Below are 22,290 nucleotides of genomic sequence, written 5' to 3' on the forward strand. Positions count from 1 at the left end.
GGAAATGTAAATACTTAATATTAAGAAAAGACAGCTAAATTATATGAAATAATTATGGATGAATCTAATGTAAATGTGAAGTGGATATAGAGTTTTTATGAGCATGAAAAGATGTAGTTTCAATTGAAACTACATCTCTAAAATGAACTACTCTTGATTCTTAAAGATTTTCTCATCCATATTAAAGTTAAAATAAAAAACTGTCTCCAAAAGGTCTTGTTTAAAGACCTTTTGAGACAGCCTCTTCTTATCAAAAGTTGATTAGTTAGTAGCTTCTTTCAATGTATTCACGTTTTCTTCCATTAAAGTGAAGTAATCTTTATTATTTTTCGCATCGTCTTCAGAAATAGTGGCTAAGTGATTTAAGCGTAAAACTTTTGTACCCGTTTCTTTTTGAATAACGGATGCTACTTTTGGAGTAGAGAATGTTTCAAATAAAATATATTTTAGATTATGTTCTTTTACTGTTTTTGTAATATCAGCAAGCTGTTTTTGAGAAGGTTCATCAGAAGCTGAAATACCAGCGATAGCAATTTGTTTTAGGCCATAGCGTTGTTCCCAGTATCCATAAGCTGCATGAGAAACTAAAATATCTTTCGTTTTTGCATTCGAAACAACTGCTTTAAATTGATCATCTAAATCAGTAAATTTTGTTTGAAGTGCTGCAAAGTTTTTTTCGAACTCTTGTTTATGGTCAGGTTGTAATGCTACAAGTGCATTTTTAATTTTTTCTGCTTGTTTCATTGCTAGAGTAGGGTCTAACCAAATGTGTGGGTCTTTATCGTGATGATGTTCATCCTCTTTATGGCCGTCTCCGTGATCATGATGCTCTTCTTCAGTAGAAGTACGCAGTTCAATACCTTTTGATGCATTTACAATTTTAACGTTTTCTTTTTGTAATGTTTTTTCCATTTTTTCAGCAAATGGTTCTAATTCAGCACCGTTATAAACGAATAAATCGGCTTTTGCAACTTGTACTGTTTGTTTCTGACTTGGCTCAAATGTATGAGAATCGGCACCAGGCGGATAAATTGCTTCAACAGTTACATAGTCGCCACCAATTTTTTTTGCGAAATCTGCAAGAGGAAAAATAGTTGTATAAACAGTTAGCTTTCCGTCTTTCTTGGCATTACCTTCTTTTGTATTTGAGCAGCCAGTAAAAATTAAAGTGAAAATAAGTAAGAATGAAAATATAGTCAATCTTTTAGGCATGAAGTTCTCCTCTTTTCTTTTTTTACGGATATATTTTCCCCAATTATAGAAGAAAAATATCATTTTAATACAAAACGGAATAATTACGTTTTAGTTTGCGAACTTAGTATAATACATCTTTTATAAAGTTGCAATAAATAATAATCATTCCGATTTGATTTTGTTATAAAGTTGTCAAATATAGGTGTGTTATTTTTGCGAATACATGCATATGTGACAACGCTGTGTTCATATATATGAAAGGAGGGTGTAGAGGGGGCTGAGTGTTTGGGTTACTTAATGGAAGCTATTTTATTGATATTAGCGGTAGTATTACCATTAGCCGTAGTCTTAATTTTTTTAAGAAGATTAATAAGTAATTTAGGAGATGCATCAACCGTAACAAAATTACGAGAGAAAGATGAGAAAAAAGAGTGAGTAAAGCACTATGCGTACGCATAGTGCTTTACTTGTGGTAAAATGAGAGAAGGAAACTCCTAAAAGTTGTATGTTACTAAAGGAGAGAAAAGTAAAATAAGAGGTATATGCATATATGAATAAGCGAACAGCGTTAGTACTTGGTGCAAGTGGTTTAGTTGGGCAAGAGATAACGCGTCTATTACTTGAATCAGATTACTACGATTCGGTTACTATTTTTGTAAGAGAACCAATGCAATGGCAACATGAAAAGTTACAGCAAAAGCAAGTAGATTATTTGGCATTAGAGGAATATAAAGAGTTCTTTGCTGTAGATGACGTATTTAGTTGTCTAGGAACAACAATCAAAAAAGCAAAAACGAAAGCTAATTTCAAAAAGGTAGATTATGAATATACGTTACGAGCGGCTTGTTTAGCTGAAAAACAAGGGGTGCAAAATTTCCTTGTTGTGTCCTCAATGGGAGCGAATCCTAAATCGTTTTTCTTTTATTCACAAGTGAAAGGAAGAATGGAAGAGGAATTGCAAAAGTTAGTAATCGGTGGTATTCACATTTTTAGGCCATCTTTATTAGTAGGAAATCGACAAGAATTTCGCTTTGGTGAAAGAATGGCGGAAAAATTATCTCGTATGATTCCTTTTATATTTAAAGGAGCCTTCAAAAAGTATAAACCAATTTCCGCTAAAGATGTGGCAAAAGGGATGTATATAACTGCATTGCGAGAAGAATCAGGTATCCACATTTATAATTCGAATGAAATTACAACGATAGAATAAATAAAACCGAGAAGAAAAGCTTCTCGGTTTTATTTATTTGTACTGATTTTCCCAGGCGCTCGCTCGTATTGATACGGTTCTTCTAATTCAAAGCCAAGTTCATTGGCGGCTATTCTTGGGAAGTAAGGATTGCGAAGTAACTCACGTCCGATAAAAATTAAATCTGCTTCGTTATTATTTAAAATTTGCTCTGCTTGTGCCCCGGTCGTAATCAATCCAACTGCACCAGTTGCAATGTTAGCATGCTCTTTAATATGTTTAGCATATTGTACTTGATACCCAGGGTAAACATCGATGCGCGCAGGTACAACAGCCCCAGAGCTACAATCGATTAAATCTACTCCTTGTTCTTTCATCCATTTTGTATATTGTACATAATCTTGAACTGTTAACCCGTCAGGATGATAATCATTTGCTGAAATACGAACAAATAACGGTCCGTTCCAAACTTCATTTATCGATTCAATGATTTCGCGTAAGAAACGATATCGATTTTCAGGTGAACCACCATATTCATCAGTCCGCTTATTGGTAAGTGGAGAAAGAAATTCATTAATAAGATAACCGTGAGCACCGTGTATTTCAATAACGTCAAATCCAGCTTGTTTGGATCGTACTGCAGCTTGCTGAAAAGCTAATACAGTATCTTTAATTTGGTGTTTGCTCATTTCTATTGGCATTTTCATTGTTTCATTAAATGGAATGGCTGAAGGAGCTAACGCATCTGTTTCTAATTCTGCTTTTCTTCCAGCATGAGCGAGTTGAATGGCAGCTCTTGCACCATTATCGTGTATAAAAGTTGTCGCTTTATGTAAGCCTTCAATTAAACTGTCATCCCAAATGCCTAAGTCTTTATTTGAAATTCGACCTTCAGGTAACACGGCTGTTGCTTCAATCATAACTAAACCAACTTGACCAGCAGCTCTTGTTCCATAATGAATAAGATGGAAATTCGTTATTTGGCCATCCTCGTTTTTCGATGAATACATGCACATAGGTGACATAACAATCCGGTTTTTTAATGTAACGTCTTTAATTGTATAAGGTGAAAAAAGTTTGTAATTCATCCAATAGCCTCCTAGATTGAATTTTCTTACATTGTATCATTCTCGTTTTTGTTTCTCGAATAAAACGCTTATACGAAAAATTTTGTCTATTCGTGTTACAATAATGAATATGAATTGAATTGGAGGATGACATATGTACCAAGCTTATTATGAAAGTGAATTAGGCTTGCTAGAAATTACAGCGAACGATAAAGGAATTACGTCTGTTATATTCGTTGATGAGAGACAAGAAGAACATACAAATGAAATGATAGATCAATGTATAAATGAGCTCGATGAATATTTTAAGGGGAATAGAAAAGAGTTCGCAGTCCCGTTGTCTCCTGAGGGAACAGCATTTCAAAAAAATGTATGGGATGCGCTCTATACGATTCCTTATGGCGTAAGTGCTTCATATTTAGATATTGCAGAGAAAGTCGGAAATACGAAAGCTGTACGAGCAATAGGAGGAGCAAATAGTCGCAATCCGATTTCAATAATCGTTCCGTGTCATCGTGTAATAGGAAAGAGCGGGAAACTTGTTGGGTATGCGGGCGGTTTATGGAGGAAAGAGTGGTTATTAAAACATGAAGGTATTTTGAAATGACGTATGGATGGGAAGAGGGATTGTTTTGAAATGTATAAATTGTGGGCAACTTTGCGAGGGAAATCAGCTGAATTGTGAAAGTTGCCAGCGGACTTTGCATACTGAACAGAGTGAAGGAAGCTCGCTAATAGACAAGGAATTAGAAGTATATGTAGGGAGACAATATCCGTATTACAAAAGGAAATGGGAGCTTGAGGAAAAGCGGATTGCTAGGTGGAGCTGGAATGGTTGGGCAGCTATTTTCAATGTAGGTTGGCTCGGATATCGTAAGTATTATTTACCTGCAGCTTTATTTGTAGTGTTATTATTAGCGTGTGATGCGTTTTCTTATTATATGGGCTTCAACGTAGCATTGCCGATCATTAATATGGTGCCTCTTACGTTTCTATTACTCGTTTTTATTTTATTTGGAATGGCGATTTTTGCGAATGGATTATATTATCAATTTGCAGAAAGGCGTATATATCGAATAAAAGCAAGAGAAATTCAAGATGGATCGGTTGAAAAGTACCTCATTCGTGATAGTGGTGGAACGAGTAAAATGGGAGCAACAATTGTTACGATTTTAGCGGTTGCTAGTATTTTTATCAGCCATTTCTTTTTCCCGACTGATCGAGATATTATTCAAAAAGTTCGTACAAGCTCGCTATATGAATATCCATTCCTTTCAATTGGTGAATCGTTTGAAAATTATTTTAGAAATCCGGGTTGGGCATATTATCGTGGCACGGAAGGATTAGAATTGGTAGAGTTCCAAGGGGATAGTCCGGATATGTCGAAGAAAAAGGTTACGATCCAATTTGTTGTTGATTATAAATTGGGTGAGATTGAGCCATACTCACTTATGATTAATGGCGAATCTAAAAATGAGGAAGAATTTTTAAAGATAATGGACGAAATATTTAAAGTTCAAAATCCATTTGACATAGAGGATGGATTACAAGTAAAAGAAAAAGAAGTGGATAGTAGAGCTCTCTATCCGCTTCTTTTTTTGTATATACGAAAATAATATTTGAAATAATCTGAATCTTTTGTATAATAATATGTATTATACTGGCTTTCATTTATACATATAGATTGGGGGAAGGAACAATGAAGAGAAAGGTAACAACGATTGCTGCAGTTGCATTATCGACTAGTATATTAGTTGCGGGTTGCGGAAATGGGGAGAAGGCATCTACAACGAAGAAAGAAACAGGTAAGGGGGCAGCAGATAAGCAAGTATTAAACTTACTAGAAACAGCTGAAATTCCTTCAATGGATACGTCAAAATCAACAGACTCTGTATCATTCCGTGCCTTTGTAAATGCAATGGAAGGATTATATCGTTTAGATAAGGATAATAAACCAACTCCAGGTATGGCAAAAGACGTGAAAATTAGTGAAGATAAAAAGACATATACATTTGAATTACGTGATGCAAAATGGTCAAATGGTGATCCAGTTCGAGCGCAAGATTTTGTATATGCATGGCAACGTACATTAGATAAAGCAATGGCAGCTGAGTATGCATTTATTTTATTTGATGTAAAGAATGCACAGAAAGTAAATAAAGGAGAGTTACCGTTAGATCAATTAGGAGTGAAAGCGAAGGATGATAAAACTTTAGTAGTAGAATTAGAACAACCAGCACCATATTTCCTTGAGCTTACTTCATTCCCAACATTTTTCCCTTTAAATGAAAAATATGTGAAAGAACAAGGAGATAAATACGGATTAGAAGCAGATAAATTATTATATAATGGACCATTTACGATGAGTGAATGGAAACATGAAAGAAGTTATCAGTTAAAGAAAAACCCTAATTATTGGGATAAAGATACTGTGAAGTTAGAAGAAATTAATGTGAATATTGTGAAGGAAACAAGCACAGGAGTAAATTTATATGATAGTGATCAAGCTGATCGGGTTATTTTAACTTCTGAATTTGTTGATAAATATAAAAAGAATAAGCCAGATGAATTTAAAACGAAGTTAGATCCACGTATGTATTTCTTACGTTTTAACCAAAAAAATGCAACGTTTAAAAACCAAAAAGTTCGTGAAGCAATTGATCTAGCATATGATAAAAAAGGAATTGCAAATGTTATTTTAAATGATGGATCATTGCCAGCGTATTTCTTAGTACCTGAAAAATTTACGACAGGACCTGATGGGAAAGATTTCCGTACTGTAAATAAAAATTTCCGTGACAGTAAAGATAATGCAGCAAAAGCGAAAAAATTATGGGAAGAAGCGAAGAAAGAAATTGGTCAAGATACAATTACAGTCGAATTACTAAATGATGATAACGGTAGTCGTAAAAAAGTAGGAGACTTTATTAAAGAAGAGTTAGAGAAAAACTTACCTGGTATTAAAGTGAATTTAAAACAACAGCCATATAAGCAGAAGTTGGATTTAGAAAAGAAACTTGAATATGAATTCTCTTTATCTGCATGGAGTCCAGATTATCCAGATCCAATGACTTATATTGATATGTTTGTTACTGGAAGCTCATTTAATGAAATGGATTATTCTAATCCGAAGTATGATGAGTTAGTAGCGAAATCAAAAGGAGAACTATTAAAAGATGATAAAGCACGCTGGAATGCACTTGCAGAAGCGGAAAAAATCTTAATTGGTCAAGATGCTGCCATTTCTCCTACGTACCAACAAAGTACCGCATACTTAGAGAAACCATACGTAAAAGGTATTGCAAATCATACGTTTGGTGGGGACTTCAGTTATAAATGGGCATATATTACAAAAAAATAGTATAATAAAAGATGAGAGAATTTTCGCTCATCTTTTATTTGTATAGGAGGAATTAGAGTTGTTAAAAGGAATCAATCATCTTTGTTTTTCAGTATCTAATTTAGAAGATTCTATTACATTTTACGAAAAAGTATTGGAAGGAGAATTATTAGTTAGAGGAAGAAAACTTGCATATTTTAATATATGTGGAGTATGGATAGCGCTTAATGAAGAAATACATATTCCAAGAAATGAGATTCATCAATCTTATACGCATATTGCGTTTTCTGTTGAACAGAAAGACTTTGAACGTCTACTGCAGCGATTAGAAGAAAACGATGTTCATATTTTACAAGGAAGAGAACGGGATGTAAGGGACTGTGAATCTATATATTTTGTTGATCCTGACGGCCACAAATTTGAGTTTCATTCAGGGACATTGCAAGACAGGCTTAATTATTATAGGGAAGATAAACCTCATATGACGTTTTATTAAGGGGGGCAAAGAAAGTTGCATGCGCTAGTAATTGGTGGAACAGGAATGCTAAAGAGGGTGTCTATGTGGCTTTGTGAGCAAGGGTTTCATGTTTCTATTATTGGAAGAGATGAAGTGAAATTAGAAAATGTTAAACGAGAGAGTGCTATACCAGAAAATATCACATGCCTTCCGTTAGATTATCATAATGATGACGATGTAAAGGTAGCTATTAAAAGCACAATTGAGCGGAATGGCCCAATAACATTAGTTGTCGCATGGATACACTCAAGTGCAGAAGATGCGTTATCACTTATTTGTAGAGAATTAGACTTGTCGCCTGAAACATACGAAGTTTTTCATATTTTAGGCAGTAAAGCGTCGAGAATAGCCTCACAAAAAATAGGTGGTACGCGATGTAGCTATCATAGAATAATTTTAGGTTTTATATTAGAAGATACATACGCAAGATGGCTTACTCATGAAGAAATATCGGATGGGGTAATAAAAGGAATTGAACGTAAATGTAATGAATGGATTGTAGGACGAGTAGAACCGTGGGAATTGCGGCCAACATGGTAAGGGGGAATTGAAGTGAAGACAACGGTATATGTAACAAGGCATGGTGAAACGGAATGGAATGTAGCGAAGCGAATGCAAGGACGGAAAAATTCTGCTTTAACTGAAAATGGTATACTGCAAGCTAAGCAATTAGGAGAGCGAATGAAAGATTTATCTATTCATGCAATCTATAGTAGTCCGAGTGAAAGAACCCTTCATACTGCAGAGTTAATAAAGGGAGAACGTGATATACCGATAATCGCGGATGAGCATTTCTATGAAATTAGCATGGGTATATGGGAAGGACAGACAATTGATGATATAGAAAGGCAATATCCAGACGACATACAGTTATTTTGGTATGAGCCACATCTTTTTCAGTCAACATCAGGAGAAAATTTTGAGGCTGTTCATAAAAGGGTAATTGAGGGGATGCAGATTCTTTTAGAAAAGCATAAAGGAGAAAGTATATTAATTGTCTCCCATGCGGCAGCAGCAAAATTACTTGTAGGACATTTTGCGGGTATTGAAATAGAAAATGTGTGGAATGATCCATTTATGCATAGTGCTAGTCTCAGTATAATAGAATTTGAAGATGGTAAAGGTGAAGTGAAGCAATTTGCAGATATAAGTCATTTTCAATAAAGCGGGATAAACGTAAAAAAGGCCGTTTTGCGGCCTTTTTTTGTAGGCATAAAAACTAACAATTACGTTTTTTATACCAGAAGTGATCAAATTTCTTGTGTTTGCAAGATGGGAATTTATGTCCGCCTTTGCAATCATTCCATTTGTGTCCATCATCGTGACAGTCTTTACCATGATCGCATGAATCATCGCAAGAGCCGCCGTGTCTATGCGGGAAGAATTCGCACTTTTTACAGAAACTTCGTTTAGTCCAGAAAAATTTCTTTTCAAAGCGTATGCATTTTGTAATGAATGTACAATGTTTTCTGCGAGTACGTTTTGTAACTAAAACGCATTCTTTTCTACGCGTCACTTTCGTAACGAACGTCCATTTTTGAACGCGTACACGAGTACATTTTGTAACAAATGTCCATTTTTTCACATGTGTACATTTTGTAACGAACGTACAATGTTTCACGCGAGTACATCTTGTTCTTGGACATTTACCCCCAGTTGTACATTTACATCCAGTTGTACAAGTATGATGAGTGAATTTATCATCATCGCATTCAAAAGTACTTGGATCTTGGTGTAAGAAATCCTCCATCCCAGCACTTTTGATTTCTTCAACCGCTTTTCTAATATCACGTTTCATAGAAATCCTCCTTATCATGTATTAAGTTGAAAAGGTATTCTTTTTCCTTAACAGGATATGTATGTAGGTATCTTTCTGAACAGGACAAGAGTGTAATTTTATATAAATAGATGATAGCGGATGTATGGACAAGGCGAGTTGCATACATTGAATGAAGAGAACTGAGAAGGGATGAGAAAACATGCTACCTTCATATGATTTTTTTATTCATCCAATGTACTTAGTGGAATTGAAAAAAGACATTTGGTCAGACAGTCCAGTACCAGCAAAATTAACTTATGGAAAAAAGAAGTATGATATTGATATCGTATACCGTGGTGCTCATATTCGTGAATTTGAGAAAAAATCTTATCATGTTATGTTTTATAAGCCTAAAAAATTTCAAGGTGCGAAAGAGATTCATTTAAATTCTGAGTTTATGGATCCGTCTCTCATACGAAATAAATTATCTTTAGACTTTTTTCATGATATTGGTGTACTTTCACCGAAATCACAACATGTGTTTATAAAAATTAATGGTCAAATTCAAGGTGTATATTTACAGTTAGAATCAGTTGACGAAAACTTTTTGAAAAATAGAGGATTACCGAGTGGTTCTATTTATTATGCGATAGATGATGATGCGAATTTTTCTTTAATGAGTGAGAGAGATAAAGATGTTAAGACCGAGCTCTTTGCGGGTTATGAATTTAAATACTCGAATGAAAATAGTGAAGAACAGCTGAGTGAATTTGTATTTCAAGCGAACGCTTTGTCGAGGGAATCTTATGAAAAAGAAATTGGGAAGTTTTTGCATGTTGATAAATATTTACGATGGTTAGCTGGCGTTATTTTTACACAAAACTTTGATGGTTTCGTTCATAACTATGCACTATATCATAATGATGAAACAAATTTATTTGAAGTAATACCGTGGGATTATGATGCGACTTGGGGGCGAGATGTACAAGGGAGACCACTTAATCATGAATATATTCGTATTCAAGGTTATAACACGTTAAGTGCAAGATTGTTAGATATACCTGTATTTAGAAAGCAATACCGAGGTATTTTGGAAGAAATATTAGAAGAACAATTTACCGTTTCATTTATGATGCCGAAAGTAGAAAGTTTGTGTGAGTCGATTCGTCCTTATTTACTACAAGATCCATATATGAAAGAAAAATTAGAAATATTTGATCAAGAAGCTGATATGATTGAGGAATATATAAATAAAAGAAGAAAGTATATACAAGATCATTTACATGAATTGGATTAATTTTGAAAGAGATTGGAACATTATCAATCTCTTTTTTTGTATAATAAAGAAGTATTGGTAGAATTGGCGTAATATATACTTAATAAAGGATGGAGATGTGGAAACATGACGGTAAAATGGATTGATTGGGTAAAACAAATACAATCTATAGCTCAAGCGGGTTTAACGTATTCTAAGGATGTGTATGATATAGAACGTTTCCAACAATTACGGGATATTTCCATTTCGATGATGTCACATTATACAAAGACAGATTGGGAAGTTGTAGAGAAGTTATTTGCAAGTGAGACAGGCTATCAAACACCTAAAGTCGATATAAGAGCAGTCGTTTTTCAAAATGAAAAGTTATTATTTGTGAAAGAAAAAAGTGATGGGAAATGGGCATTGCCAGGTGGATGGGCTGATATCGGTTATACGCCGACAGAAGTAGCGGCAAAAGAGGTTTTCGAAGAGACAGGTTATGAGGTAGATCATTTTAAGTTACTCGCTATATTTGATAAAGAAAAACATCAACCATCGCCTTCAGCAACGCATGTATATAAAATTTTTATTGGCTGTAAAATTATTGGTGGTGAAAAGAAAACTAGTATTGAAACAGATGATGTGGAGTTTTTTGGTGAAAATGAATTGCCTAATTTATCGATTGCTAGAAATACAGAAGAGCAAATTAAACAAATGTTTGCCTACATAAAAGAACCTCAGAAAGAAATAGTAATAGATTAATAATGCGTATGCCTGTGATATTGTCGGCATGAAGATATTGGCAGAATGCAACCTTTATGTAATAATGAGATGGTATGTGAAGAAAAAAGGAGATAGAAAATAAGATGTTAGCAAGCATAATAGATCAGTTATTGCAATTTTTTGCAAGTTTAGGTTACTTTGGAGTAGCGCTAGCTTTAATGATTGAAATTATCCCAAGTGAAATTGTACTTTCGTATGCTGGCTTTTTAGTCGCAGATGGTAAAATTAGCTTTGTCGGTGCAGTTATTGCTGGAACAATCGGTGGTACTTTAGCCCAAATCTTTTTATATTGGCTTGGATACTATGGTGGACGTCCAGTTGTAGAGAAATATGGGAAATATCTGCTTATTAATAAACACCATTTAGACATAGCAGAAAATTGGTTTAAGCGTTACGGAGCAGGAGTAATCTTTTCGGCACGTTTTATCCCAGTCGTACGTCATGCAATTTCTATTCCAGCAGGATTAGCTAAGATGCCATTAAAACTATTCACACTGTATACAGTAGTTGCGATTATTCCGTGGTCAATACTATTTATATATTTAGGTGAAAAGCTTGGTGGAAATTGGCGACATATTAAAGAGTATGCATCTGACTACACACATTACATAATTATAGGAGCGGTTCTCTTTGTTGCTCTATACTTCGGTTTAAAGTATTTCAAAAAGAAAAAAGCAGCGCGTTAAAGTCAATGATTTTTCATTGGCTTTTTTATTTGTTTTGGTTCTAAAAAAAAGGAGTTGTCCATAATGTGTAATAATAAAGCGTAGCGGAGGAATGTGATGAAAGGGTCACCGTTTATACGTGGAACGATATTTTTAACAATGGCAACGATGATATCTAAAATGTTAGGGTTTATATATGTTATACCATTTACAGCTATGGTCGGTACGAGTGGGTACGTTTTATACACGTATGCTTATCGTCCATATACAATTATGCTTAGCATTGCGACGATGGGACTACCACTTGCAGTTTCAAAGATGGTATCAAAATATGATCAATTAAATGATTATCATACGGTTAAGAGAGTGTTGAAAAGTGGAATTGTTTTTATGTTTATAATGGGAGTTATTTCGTGTTTTACGTTATATATGCTAGCTCCGCATTTGGCTAAACTTGTAATCGATGGAAATGATCAAACGGGGAATAGTGTAGCGGCGGTCACTACTAATATTCAAATTGTAAGTTTTGCGTTAATACTCGTACCAGTAATGAGTTTATTAAGGGGCTTTTTTCAAGGATTTCAATCGATGGGGCCTTCTGCTCTAAGTGTAGTTGTAGAGCAATTTTTTCGAGTCTTAACCATCTTGATAGGAAGCTTTGTCGTTTTATATGTTTTAAAAGCTTCTATCTCACTAGCTGTTGGTATTTCAACGTTCGGTGCTTTTATGGGAGCGATAGGTGGACTAACTGTTTTAAGTGCGTATTACATAAGGAGGAGAAAGCACTTAAAGAAAAAAGAAATGGCAAGTATACCGCAAACAACGAAATCTTTTTTTTTACTATATAAGGAGCTCTTTACATATTCAATACCATTTGTTGTGGTTGGTTTAGCAATTCCGTTGTATCAGACGATTGACACATTTACAATTAATAAATTACTTATACAAATAGGATATATGCAAGGAGAAGCGGAGAAGATTAATGCGATAATTGGACTTGTTCAGATGGTTGTACTTATCCCAGTTTCCGTTGCGACTGCTTTTAGTATGTCACTCGTACCTGAAATGACAAAAGCTTATACAGCAGGAAATGTGAAGTTACTGTACAAACATTTTACGAGGACGAATCTATTAGTAGTAGGTATTACGGTACCCGCGGCAATTGGAATGATGGTGTTAGCAAAACCAGTGTATACTCTTTTATTTGGTGCCGGAAATGATCCGGAGATGGGAAGCGTTATTTTACAGTATTACGCTCCTGCTTGTATACTATTTTCGCTTTTTACAGTAACGGCTGCAATGTTGCAAGGAATTAATCAACAACAGAAAACAGTGCTAGGGTTAGTGATTGGCATTATTGTGAAGATAGTTTTAAATATTGTATTGCTTCCGTATTTTGATTATGTAAGTTTTATTATTTCAACATACGCTGGTTATACGATTTCAGTTGGCTTTAACTTGTGGATGCTTTCTAAATATGTTATAAAGGCAACATAAGCTTTTTAAGGCAGAGAGCACTCTGTCTTTTTCTTTGTTTATCCCGCTTTAACGGGCAGTAAGATCCTCACCTCAAAATTCAGCGAAAGAAAAGAAGTTTGGTTGGGGGCGGGCTGCCCGTAAAAGCCCGATTGGTGAGGGCTGAAAATCAGTGGGGGGATGAAGCCCCCCACTGATTAAAGTTTCACTTTATAATATTTTTCTTATAAAAACGTTTTCAAAATAATTTTTCTATTGAAATTTAAACGTATGTTTCATATGCTGAGAATGGCGGTTCAAAAACTGTTATGTAAGAGAGGTAGATTCCTACATGTAAAAAGAATCGGGGTGATAGTATGTTAAATATTTATTTAACAGACCGAAACGGAAAACTACAAGAGGTTGAGGAAATGCAAAAGGGTTGCTGGATTAATGTACTTCATCCAACGGAAGAAGAAATTCAATATCTAGTACAAACTTTAAATGTGGACTTAGATTTCATTAAAGACCCTTTAGATGATGAAGAACGCTCTCGTATTGAAAAGGAAGACAATAATACTTTAATAATCGTAGATATTCCAACAGTTAGACATGATGAAGAAGGAAATTCGATTTATGACACGATTCCAATAGGTATGATTGTAATGCCAGATTGCTTTGTGACAATTTGTTTAGAAGAAAATCCAATTTTTGAACGTTTTATTAATCAACGTATTAAAGAATTTTATACGTTTAAAAAGACACGCTTTGCACTTCAGCTCTTATATACGATTTCTACTTACTATTTAAGATACTTAAAGCAAATTAACAGAAAGACAATCGATTTAGAGCATCAATTAAATCAGTCGATGAAAAATAAAGAGATTTTCACATTGCTAGGCCTTGAAAAAAGTTTAGTATACTTTACAACATCATTGAAGGCGAATAAAATTGTAATTCAAAAATTAATGCGTAACAGTACATTTTTAAAAATGTATGAAGACGATCAAGATTTATTAGAAGATGTATTAATTGAAAATAAACAGGCTATTGAAATGGCGGAAATATATAGTCATATTCTAAGTGGAATGATGAATACTTTTAGCTCTGTTATATCGAATAATTTGAACAGTGTTATGAAACTGTTAACGTCTATTACAATCATTTTATCATTACCAACAATGGTCTCTAGTTTCTTCGGAATGAACGTAAAGGTTCCATTTGAAGGTGAGGCTCAAGGTTTTGTAATTGTACTCATAATATGTGCAACATTATCTTGCGCTTTAGCATTTGTATTTTGGAAGAAACGTTACTTTTAACGATAAGAAAGCTGCTCTAGCATAGTTGTGTAACTGCGCTAGAGCAGCTTTTTTGCTATGAAATCGAAAGTTTTGAATAGAATATAACTTATAAAATGTAATGTATATGGTAGAAGGGAATTCCGTATAAGTCTTGTCCAATTAATAAAATGGGGTTAAAATTACATATTGTTAATGAAAAGTTGGAGGAAATACATCATGGAATTGTTTCAATTACCGAAAGCATTCCTGCAAATGAATACAATTTTTATCTCCATATTAATCGAAGCACTTCCTTTTGTGCTCATTGGTGTATTTATTTCAGGATTCATTCAAATGTTTGTGACAGAAGATATGGTAGCAAAATGGATGCCGAAAAACCGATTTCTGTCTGTTTTAATGGCTACTTTTTTAGGGATGATGTTTCCAGGTTGTGAATGTGGAATCGTTCCGATTGTTAGGCGATTAATTGGAAAAGGGGTTCCGCCATATGCCGGGATTGCATTTATGTTAACTGGTCCAATTATTAATCCGGTCGTATTATTTGCAACATACGTTGCCTTTGGAAGTAGTATGCACATGGTATGGTATCGTTCTATTGTAGCGATTATCGTAGCAATCATTGTTGGAATTATATTATCATTTATGTTTAAAGAACATCAATTACGAGATGATCACTTCCCAGAAGTGAATCATAAGCGTCCATTACGTAAAAAAATGTGGGATGTATGTACGCATGCTGTTGAGGAATTTTTCTCGATGGGAAAATATTTAGTATTAGGTGCATTAATTGCAGCTGCAGTTCAAACGTTCGTACAAACTTCAACACTTCTTGCTATAGGACAAGGTCCGTTTTCTTCACCAGCTGTTATGATGGGACTTGCTTACATTTTATCACTTTGTTCAGAAGCAGATGCATTTATTGCTTCGTCATTCCAAAGTACATTTTCAACAGCATCACTTGTCGCGTTCCTCGTATATGGACCGATGGTGGATATTAAAAATATGTTTATGATGCTTGCGACATTTAAAACAAAATTTGTAATTGTCGTTACAGTTACAGTTACAGTTGTTGTTTATGCAAGCTCACTACTCATTTATGCGATGGGGTGGTAGGTTATGTTTCGAGCATATATATTATTAGGTTTTACAATCTTAATCGCGCAGCTTCATATTTCAGGTAATATTACGAAGTATATTAATATGAAGTATGCCTACTTATCAAAAACAGCAGCTATTATATTAGGTTTTTTAACTGTTGTTCAAATTATAATCGTTTTCCAAAAAGAACATCAAAAAGAAAGAGAACAGCATAATTGTGGTTGTGATCATAGCCATTGCGGGCATGATCATTCGAAAGATGAAAATACTTGGTGGAAAAAAGCATTTTCGTACACATTGTTTTGTTTTCCGATAGTCTCAGGTTTGTTTTTCCCGATTGCAACGTTAGATTCAGATATTGTTAAGGCAAAAGGGTTTCATTTTCCAGTAGCACAAGCAGAAAGTAAAGATCCATTTATGACAAGGCAATTTCTAAGACCTGATACGAGCATTTATTACGGGAAAGAAGGATATCGTGGTGTAATGGAAAAAGGGAAAAAAGAGTTTGTTACGAAAGATAGTATTGCTTTAAAAGATGAAGATTTCTTAAAAGGGATGGAAACAATTTATAATTATCCTGGCGAGTTTACTGGGAAGAAATTATCTTTTAAAGGGTTTGTTTTCAAAGATGATTCTTCTAAAAAAGAACAATATTTCTTATTCCGTTTCGGTATTATACATTGTGTAGCGGATTCTGGTGTATATGGTATGTTAGTGAAAAAGCCAGAAGGGGTAGAATGGACCAATGATGATTGGATTCAAGTTGAAGGAGAAATATCAACGGAGTTTTATCAGCCATTCCATGCGAACATTCCTGTTTTAGAAGTAACGAAATGGAATAAAGTTGAACAACCGAAAGAGCAATATGTATTTAGAGGAGCCGATTGATAACATCGGTTCTTTTTTATGGACTAAGAGTTCTGAATGTTGTTAATATTAAACGTGTAGTTCATTTAGTATAGTGATTATTGAGATATTAAGGATACATCATTAAAGGGGTGATAACAATGACAGAAGTAAAGGGGAAAACAGCCAATGAATCAAGGGTGTTCAAAACGAGCCGAGTATTTCCAACAGATTTAAATGATCATAACACGTTATTTGGTGGAAAGATATTAGCCGAGATGGATATGGTTGCTTCTATTTCAGCAACGAGGCATGCAAGAAAAGAATGTGTAACAGCCTCTATGGATTGGGTTGATTTTTTACATCCAGTTCGCTCTTCAGATTGTGTTAGTTATGAATCCTTCGTAATTTGGACGGGTAGAACTTCTATGGAAGTATTTGTGAAGGTAGTAGCGGAAGATTTAATTTCAGGTGAGAAGCGTATCGCAGCAACGTCTTTTGTTACTTTTGTTGCACTGAGTAAGGAAAATAATCCAGTTCCTGTGCCGCGAGTAATCCCTGAAACAGAAGAAGAGAAAGAATTACATCGCATTGCAGTGTTACGTGCAGAACAACGTCATATACGTAAGGCAGAGAGTAAGAAAGTAGCTACATTACTAACTTTTTGAATTGAATATTTAGTTGTTAAAGGTATTATAACAGAGCGAAATGTTCTTCATATGAAAAGCGGACACCTAAAAATAGGTGTCCGCTTTTATAGTTTTTCTATCCGCATATCATGTGACAATAACTACTTAGCAGAAGCAAGCAGCACCGACGATGATTAAGAGGATAAATAATACGACTAATAACGCGAATCCATTACCATGTGCGAAGCCCATTGTTATTTCCTCCTTTTATTTTAAGATACAACATACAATATGCAAATGAGCTATCGTTTGATATGGACATATATCATGCAATGACATATTTTCTTGAATGATATTGTATTAAAAAAGGGAAGATATAGAAATAACAGTAAGTGGAGAAAGGAAAATATCCATGAAACACTTTTTCGTTGTAATCCTTTGTGTAATAGGTGTATTCATTTGGATGAACATCGATGTGGAAATGGGGAAAAAAATGGCTAGTGAATATGAAGTAGGACAAGTTAGATTAGGTGAATTTCAACTGTATACGAACGGTGAAGAGTTATATACGAATTTATTTGAGGATATACGTAATGCGGAGAAGTACATATATATCCATTTTTATATTGTAGGTAAAGATGAAATAAGCAAAGAGTTTTTGCAGTTGCTCGAGAAAAAGGCATCTAGCGGAGTAGAAGTGAAATTGTCAGTCGATCGAATAGGTGGATATAAGCTGAAGAAAAAGGTAATTCGTCAACTACAAAGCAATGGTGTCCAGTTTACGTTTAGTAAAAAACCTAAATTGAAACATTTATTCTATTCGTTGCATCAGCGAAATCATAGACGAATTGTTACGATAGACGGAAAAGTATCATATATCGGCGGCTTTAACATCGGAAAGGAATACCTTGGACAAGATCCGAAATTTGGCCAGTGGCGTGATTATCATGTGCGGGTTAAGGGGAATGGTGCCACGGATATGGAAAGAAAATTTGCTGCTGACTGGAAAGAAGATACGGGAGAAAAAATGCCTGTACATGAAAGTCTACCTGCAATTGGGAATGTAAAATATCAATATTTATTTTCAGATGGAAAAGGGTTATGGGAAAAATATGGAGCGTTTTTAAAGCAGGCTAAAAAGTCTTTAATTATTGCTACACCATATTTTGTACCAAGTAAAGAAATGATGAAAGAGTTAAAAGGTGCATTAAACCGCGGTGTCAATGTGAAAATTCTCGTACCATTTAAAAGTGATGCAGTATTGTTAAAACAAGCTGCCTATCCGTATTTGAGAGAGATGAACCATGCTGGAGCGGAGATCTATCAATATCGGAATGGTTTTTTTCACGGGAAAGTAACAATCATTGATGGAGAAATTGTTGATATAGGTACAGCGAATTTTGATAATAGAAGTTTTTATTTAAATTGTGAATCTGATTGTATCATATATGATAAAACAGTTGTTGCCGACGTATGGAACCGATTAAAAGAAGACTTCCATAAATCAAAAAGATTTTCGGAAGAAGATTTTGAGGAAATTAGTAAATGGGATTGGTTTTTAGCAAGAATAGCAAATGTTATAGCATCATATTTATAGCATATAGACAAAAAGAAGGGGGGCACTTTCATGGATTGTATGAAAGAATTGATGAGGTATAGTTATATGCTTATATATAAGGTTGGGGAGTATACAGGAGAGGTAAGAGACGAAGAATTAAAGGAGTTATTACAGCATCATTTACCATATATGTTGCAAGCATATAATGAACAAGTGAACTTTCAAGAAGGAGAGAATGTACAGCATATAACTTGTGAACCAATTTCATTTCATTTTCATGAAATGGAAAAGGAAACTGATAGTAAATATACAGGTGATATGTATATTGCAACTTGTTATATTTCGCATTTGAAACGGTTAGCGTTAAAGTTTGCTCAAGTGGCAGTTGAAGTTGCAAATCCAGAATTTCGCTCGTTTTTAGAAAACTGCTTCCTGAAAATGAATCGTTATGCCTATAGTGTATGGCAATATGTCGTGAAGAAAGAGTATAAGATTAAACATGTATATGAAAATGAGAAATTTGCATAAGAGACTAAGGCGGAAAGATAGGCGCCTTAGTTTTTTACTTTTCGTGGAGAAAAATGAATATATGTACATATTTATTATCAGAAAATTTACAAATATTTACCGTTTATTTACTATTTTTCAATCTTTCCTTTAAAAATAGAGAGTAATATGGGATTGTACATATTCTATCAAAAGGAGGAAACGCAAATGAACAAATGGGTTAAATCATTAACTGCTATGGCACTTGCAAGTTCTTTATTAATGGTAGGTTGTAGTAAAGGTGAGGACAAGAAGAAAGAGGACGATACAACAACACAACAAGAGGATAAAAAGGATAAAGAAACAAGTGGAACTGAGAAGTCTACGGATTCTAAAGAAAAGAAATAATGTAATAATAGAGCTTCCTCTTTTATGTGAGGAAGCTTTTTTGTTGTAAATTGATTGAGATTATTGAAAAATAGAGAAAGAATGAAAGAGGGGGAAAACAAATGAAAGTATGTATATTGGGAGCAACAGGGCGAGTAGGTTCAAACATAATTAAATTAGCATTAAAAGATTCAGCAGAAGTGACTGCATTAGCGCGTGATTCAAGTAGGGTAGAAATAAATCATGAAAGATTACGAGTTATAGAAGGTAATGTATTAAATGAAAATGATATAAAGAAAGCGATAAAAGGAAGCGATATAGTAATTAGTGCACTTGGAACGGATCAAAATGGGACGTTAGCGAAGAGTATGCCACAAATTATAAAGAAAATGGAAGAAGAAGGAGTTCGTAAAATCATTACAATAGGAACAGCCGGTATTTTACAAGCAAGAACAAATCTAAATTTATATCGTTTTCAATCAACGGAATCAAAGAGAAAGTCGACAACAGCAGCAGAAGATCATTTAGCTGCATATAAGATACTTAGTAGTAGTAATTTATGCTGGACGGTCGTTTGTCCGACGCATTTAATTGACGGTGATGTGACAGGTATATATCGAACTGAAAAAGATGTATTACCAGAAGGAGGAGCAAAAATAACAGTTGGTGATACAGCGCAATTTACATGGAATCTGTGTAGTGAAAACAAATATGAGAATAGCCGGGTAGGTATTTCCTATTAAAAAACCATCCCAAAATTGGGATGGTTAAAAGACGATATAACATACAAATATGATAATCATAATGATTTGGAGAATGGCTTTCGCTACTGTACTGCTTAAAAAACCAACTACAGTAGCAACTCCTACTAGAAAAGCGTCTTTTGGCGCTTTTTTATGCATTAATTCGGTTATAAATACCGCTAAGAACGGTATGATAATAAGTCCGAATGGTGGGAAGAAGAAAGATCCGGCAATGATCGAAATCATTCCGACACGTTCGCCCCATTTAGAACTACCGTATTTCTTTAAGAAATATCCATTTGCAATAAAATCAGCAACGAAAATGAATAGTGTGAAAATAGCTTGAATAATCCAAAAAGAAATCGTTAGTTCTCCGCCATTTATACCAAAATGGTAAATGAAATATCCAGCCCAGACAGCTAGGATGCCCGGGATAATAGGATAAATAAAAGCTAGAAATGAAATAATGAAACAGGCAATGATACAGATTGTTAAGAAAACAGTCACTTTATAACTCCTTTTGTATATCTAATTTATGTACAGCAATTTTTTTGACTTGATGTCCATCAAGTTCTAATGCCTTAAATTGAAAACCGGCATATTCGATGGAGTAGCCAGCTTCAATATTTACGTCAACTGCTTGCGATAATAGCCAGCCTCCAATTGTATCTAAGTCGCTCTCATCAATATGTAAGCCAAACATATCATTTACTTCAGAAATAAGTACTTTTCCATCTAGAACAGTAAGTTTAGGCGTACGTTTTTCAATCATGGGTGATTCATCTGCATCAAACTCATCTTGAATTTCTCCAATGATTTCTTCAAGAATATCTTCCATTGTTAAAAGTCCAGCAGTACCACCATATTCATCCATAACGATTGCCATCTGAACGCGATTCTTTTGTAGATGTACCAGTGTTTTACGAATTGGAACAGTTTCAAATACAGTTAGTACTGGATGTATGTAAGATTCAAGTGGCTTATGAATGCCTTTCGTTTGATCGTGAAATACTTCTTTCGTATTGATCATACCGATAATATCATCTTTATCTTTTTCGATGATAGGGTAGCGTGTATACTTTTCAGTTGCGACGATATCCATATTTTCTTCTAACGTATTTTCAGTAGATAAGCAAATCATTTCTGTACGAGGGACCATAATTTCTTTCGCAACTCGGTCGTCAAATTCAAAAATATTATTTACATATTTATATTCGGTTTGATTTATTTCGCCGCTTTTGAAACTTTCACCTAAAATGAGTCGTAGTTCCTCTTCAGAATGGGCAAGTTCATTTTCTTTCGCAGGTTCTAAACCGAGTAGTTTTGTGAAAAAGATAGCAGTACTATTAAGTAACCAAATGAACGGGTACATAATTTTATCAAATAAAATAAGTGGTCGTGCAAACTTAAGCGTAATCGCCTCTGCTTTTTGAATTGCGAATGACTTTGGAACTAATTCACCTAATACAACATGGAAAAATGTAATCACACTAAAAGCAATAATAAATGATAAAGTATTTGCCATTGTTCCAGTAATATTAATCTTTTCAAAGAGCGGTCGTAGTAAATGTTCCACAGTCGGTTCACCAAGCCAACCAAGCCCTAAAGAAGTAATTGTAATCCCGAGCTGACAAGCTGATAAATAAACATCTAAATTAGAAATGACACTTCTTGCAGCTAAAGCTTGTTTATTGCCTTCGTTTGCAAGCTGGTCAATTCGACTTTTTCGTACTTTTACAACAGCAAATTCTGATGCAACGAAAAAGCCGGAAATAAGGATAAGAACAAAGATGAGAAAAATATTTAATATGTCCAAGTGTATTCTCTATTCCGTCGTTTGGAATAAAGATGTCACCTCCTGCAATTATGTTATACTTTTATAATAAATCCAAATGAAAAGAATAGTCAAAGAAAAAGGGTAAATATTGGTATGTTTCTGCAATGGTTTTTGAATTTGCTGTTATTTTGTCCGCTATACAAAAGGAATAACCCTCTACTTTCAGATTCTAGAGGGT

The 22,290-nt window shown here is 34.4% G+C and carries 26 protein-coding genes; 20 read left to right on the forward strand and 6 right to left on the reverse strand.

The genetic code is table 11. From position 1 onward, the window contains the following. Positions 1-261: 261 nt before the first annotated feature. Positions 262-1,212: a metal ABC transporter substrate-binding protein gene (locus ACTFR9_RS02725; protein ID WP_076856417.1), complete on the reverse strand. Its 951-nt coding sequence runs from the start codon at positions 1,210-1,212 to the stop codon at positions 262-264. 267 nt (positions 1,213-1,479) lie between these two features. Here ACTFR9_RS02725 and ACTFR9_RS02730 point away from each other — a divergent pair, with 267 nt between their 5' ends. Both ACTFR9_RS02730 and ACTFR9_RS02735 read left to right on the forward strand, forming a co-directional pair. After that, on the forward strand, positions 1,480-1,629 hold the full coding sequence (locus ACTFR9_RS02730) for a hypothetical protein (RefSeq protein WP_000540927.1): 150 nt from the start codon (positions 1,480-1,482) through the stop codon (positions 1,627-1,629). A 115-nt stretch (positions 1,630-1,744) separates the two neighbouring features. Then, on the forward strand, positions 1,745-2,404 hold the full coding sequence (locus tag ACTFR9_RS02735; RefSeq protein ID WP_001042754.1) for an oxidoreductase: 660 nt from the start codon (positions 1,745-1,747) through the stop codon (positions 2,402-2,404). A 29-nt stretch (positions 2,405-2,433) separates the two neighbouring features. Here ACTFR9_RS02735 and namA read toward each other — a convergent pair whose 3' ends face one another. Next, complete coding sequence (gene namA / locus ACTFR9_RS02740) at positions 2,434-3,471, reverse strand: NADPH dehydrogenase NamA (protein WP_048556896.1); 1,038 nt, start codon at positions 3,469-3,471, stop codon at positions 2,434-2,436. A gap of 133 nt (positions 3,472-3,604) precedes the next feature. Here namA and ACTFR9_RS02745 point away from each other — a divergent pair, with 133 nt between their 5' ends. From ACTFR9_RS02745 to ACTFR9_RS02770, 6 genes are all read left to right on the forward strand, one after another. Further along, positions 3,605-4,057, forward strand: a complete 453-nt coding sequence (locus ACTFR9_RS02745) for a methylated-DNA--[protein]-cysteine S-methyltransferase (RefSeq protein WP_000283893.1) — start codon at positions 3,605-3,607, stop codon at positions 4,055-4,057. Positions 4,058-4,082: 25 nt separating this feature from the next. Then, entirely contained in the window at positions 4,083-5,066 is a 984-nt protein-coding gene (locus ACTFR9_RS02750) for a DUF2628 domain-containing protein (RefSeq protein ID WP_002163686.1), read from the forward strand. A gap of 83 nt (positions 5,067-5,149) precedes the next feature. Further along, on the forward strand, positions 5,150-6,811 hold the full coding sequence (locus ACTFR9_RS02755) for a peptide ABC transporter substrate-binding protein (RefSeq protein WP_229136388.1): 1,662 nt from the start codon (positions 5,150-5,152) through the stop codon (positions 6,809-6,811). A gap of 58 nt (positions 6,812-6,869) precedes the next feature. Next, the gene (gene fosB / locus ACTFR9_RS02760) at positions 6,870-7,286 is read left to right on the forward strand and encodes a FosBx1 family fosfomycin resistance bacillithiol transferase (RefSeq protein WP_000911692.1); all 417 of its coding nucleotides are present in this window, start codon (positions 6,870-6,872) and stop codon (positions 7,284-7,286) included. A gap of 15 nt (positions 7,287-7,301) precedes the next feature. Then, positions 7,302-7,847, forward strand: a complete 546-nt coding sequence (locus tag ACTFR9_RS02765; protein WP_229136387.1) for a short-chain dehydrogenase — start codon at positions 7,302-7,304, stop codon at positions 7,845-7,847. 12 nt (positions 7,848-7,859) lie between these two features. Next, entirely contained in the window at positions 7,860-8,471 is a 612-nt protein-coding gene (locus tag ACTFR9_RS02770) for a phosphoserine phosphatase 1 (protein WP_061535803.1), read from the forward strand. A gap of 55 nt (positions 8,472-8,526) precedes the next feature. On the opposite strand, the gene exsB is transcribed toward ACTFR9_RS02770, so the two are convergent. Beyond that, positions 8,527-9,105 carry an exosporium protein ExsB gene (gene exsB, locus ACTFR9_RS02775; protein WP_000817501.1) on the reverse strand — a complete coding sequence of 193 codons (579 nt, stop codon included), beginning with the start codon at positions 9,103-9,105 and terminating at the stop codon, positions 8,527-8,529. A 181-nt stretch (positions 9,106-9,286) separates the two neighbouring features. On the opposite strand from exsB, the gene cotH reads away from it, so the two are divergent. The 8 genes from cotH to ACTFR9_RS02815 all read left to right on the forward strand — a co-directional run bounded on the left by cotH (position 9,287) and on the right by ACTFR9_RS02815 (position 17,140). Further along, positions 9,287-10,363: a spore coat protein CotH gene (cotH, locus tag ACTFR9_RS02780; RefSeq protein ID WP_000937984.1), complete on the forward strand. Its 1,077-nt coding sequence runs from the start codon at positions 9,287-9,289 to the stop codon at positions 10,361-10,363. Between the two features lie 105 nt (positions 10,364-10,468). Next, positions 10,469-11,086: an NUDIX hydrolase N-terminal domain-containing protein gene (locus ACTFR9_RS02785; protein ID WP_000216914.1), complete on the forward strand. Its 618-nt coding sequence runs from the start codon at positions 10,469-10,471 to the stop codon at positions 11,084-11,086. 104 nt (positions 11,087-11,190) lie between these two features. After that, on the forward strand, positions 11,191-11,793 hold the full coding sequence (locus tag ACTFR9_RS02790) for a DedA family protein (RefSeq protein ID WP_000881208.1): 603 nt from the start codon (positions 11,191-11,193) through the stop codon (positions 11,791-11,793). A gap of 96 nt (positions 11,794-11,889) precedes the next feature. Further along, positions 11,890-13,269, forward strand: a complete 1,380-nt coding sequence (locus ACTFR9_RS02795; protein ID WP_000678835.1) for a putative polysaccharide biosynthesis protein — start codon at positions 11,890-11,892, stop codon at positions 13,267-13,269. A gap of 335 nt (positions 13,270-13,604) precedes the next feature. Further along, the gene (locus ACTFR9_RS02800; RefSeq protein WP_000932396.1) at positions 13,605-14,546 is read left to right on the forward strand and encodes a magnesium transporter CorA family protein; all 942 of its coding nucleotides are present in this window, start codon (positions 13,605-13,607) and stop codon (positions 14,544-14,546) included. Positions 14,547-14,744: 198 nt separating this feature from the next. Beyond that, the gene (locus ACTFR9_RS02805) at positions 14,745-15,641 is read left to right on the forward strand and encodes a permease (protein ID WP_000418725.1); all 897 of its coding nucleotides are present in this window, start codon (positions 14,745-14,747) and stop codon (positions 15,639-15,641) included. A gap of 3 nt (positions 15,642-15,644) precedes the next feature. After that, positions 15,645-16,514 carry a TIGR03943 family putative permease subunit gene (locus ACTFR9_RS02810; protein WP_000488036.1) on the forward strand — a complete coding sequence of 290 codons (870 nt, stop codon included), beginning with the start codon at positions 15,645-15,647 and terminating at the stop codon, positions 16,512-16,514. A 119-nt stretch (positions 16,515-16,633) separates the two neighbouring features. Continuing rightward, positions 16,634-17,140: an acyl-CoA thioesterase gene (locus ACTFR9_RS02815; protein ID WP_000141167.1), complete on the forward strand. Its 507-nt coding sequence runs from the start codon at positions 16,634-16,636 to the stop codon at positions 17,138-17,140. 126 nt (positions 17,141-17,266) lie between these two features. Here the strand turns inward: ACTFR9_RS02815 and ACTFR9_RS02820 are convergent, their stop codons facing one another. Further along, positions 17,267-17,353: a YjcZ family sporulation protein gene (locus ACTFR9_RS02820; protein WP_000505094.1), complete on the reverse strand. Its 87-nt coding sequence runs from the start codon at positions 17,351-17,353 to the stop codon at positions 17,267-17,269. A 160-nt stretch (positions 17,354-17,513) separates the two neighbouring features. On the opposite strand from ACTFR9_RS02820, the gene cls reads away from it, so the two are divergent. The 4 genes from cls to ACTFR9_RS02840 all read left to right on the forward strand — a co-directional run bounded on the left by cls (position 17,514) and on the right by ACTFR9_RS02840 (position 20,275). Further along, on the forward strand, positions 17,514-18,698 hold the full coding sequence (gene cls, locus ACTFR9_RS02825) for a cardiolipin synthase (protein ID WP_000680139.1): 1,185 nt from the start codon (positions 17,514-17,516) through the stop codon (positions 18,696-18,698). Positions 18,699-18,728: 30 nt separating this feature from the next. Further along, positions 18,729-19,187, forward strand: a complete 459-nt coding sequence (locus ACTFR9_RS02830) for a spore coat protein (protein ID WP_000340547.1) — start codon at positions 18,729-18,731, stop codon at positions 19,185-19,187. A gap of 186 nt (positions 19,188-19,373) precedes the next feature. Then, complete coding sequence (locus ACTFR9_RS02835; RefSeq protein ID WP_001045960.1) at positions 19,374-19,553, forward strand: hypothetical protein; 180 nt, start codon at positions 19,374-19,376, stop codon at positions 19,551-19,553. Between the two features lie 101 nt (positions 19,554-19,654). Then, a complete protein-coding gene (locus ACTFR9_RS02840) occupies positions 19,655-20,275 on the forward strand; it encodes an NAD(P)-dependent oxidoreductase (RefSeq protein WP_000861632.1) in 621 nt (206 codons plus the stop codon). Between the two features lie 24 nt (positions 20,276-20,299). Here ACTFR9_RS02840 and ACTFR9_RS02845 read toward each other — a convergent pair whose 3' ends face one another. Further along, positions 20,300-20,782: a DUF456 domain-containing protein gene (locus ACTFR9_RS02845; protein WP_000215659.1), complete on the reverse strand. Its 483-nt coding sequence runs from the start codon at positions 20,780-20,782 to the stop codon at positions 20,300-20,302. 1 nt (position 20,783) lies between these two features. After that, positions 20,784-22,091, reverse strand: a complete 1,308-nt coding sequence (locus tag ACTFR9_RS02850; RefSeq protein ID WP_000353728.1) for a hemolysin family protein — start codon at positions 22,089-22,091, stop codon at positions 20,784-20,786. Between the last annotated feature and the right edge of the window lie 199 nt (positions 22,092-22,290).

It is taken from the genome of Bacillus cereus group sp. MYBK222-1, from assembly GCF_051916425.1.
GTDB lineage: Bacteria > Bacillota > Bacilli > Bacillales > Bacillaceae_G > Bacillus_A > Bacillus_A paranthracis.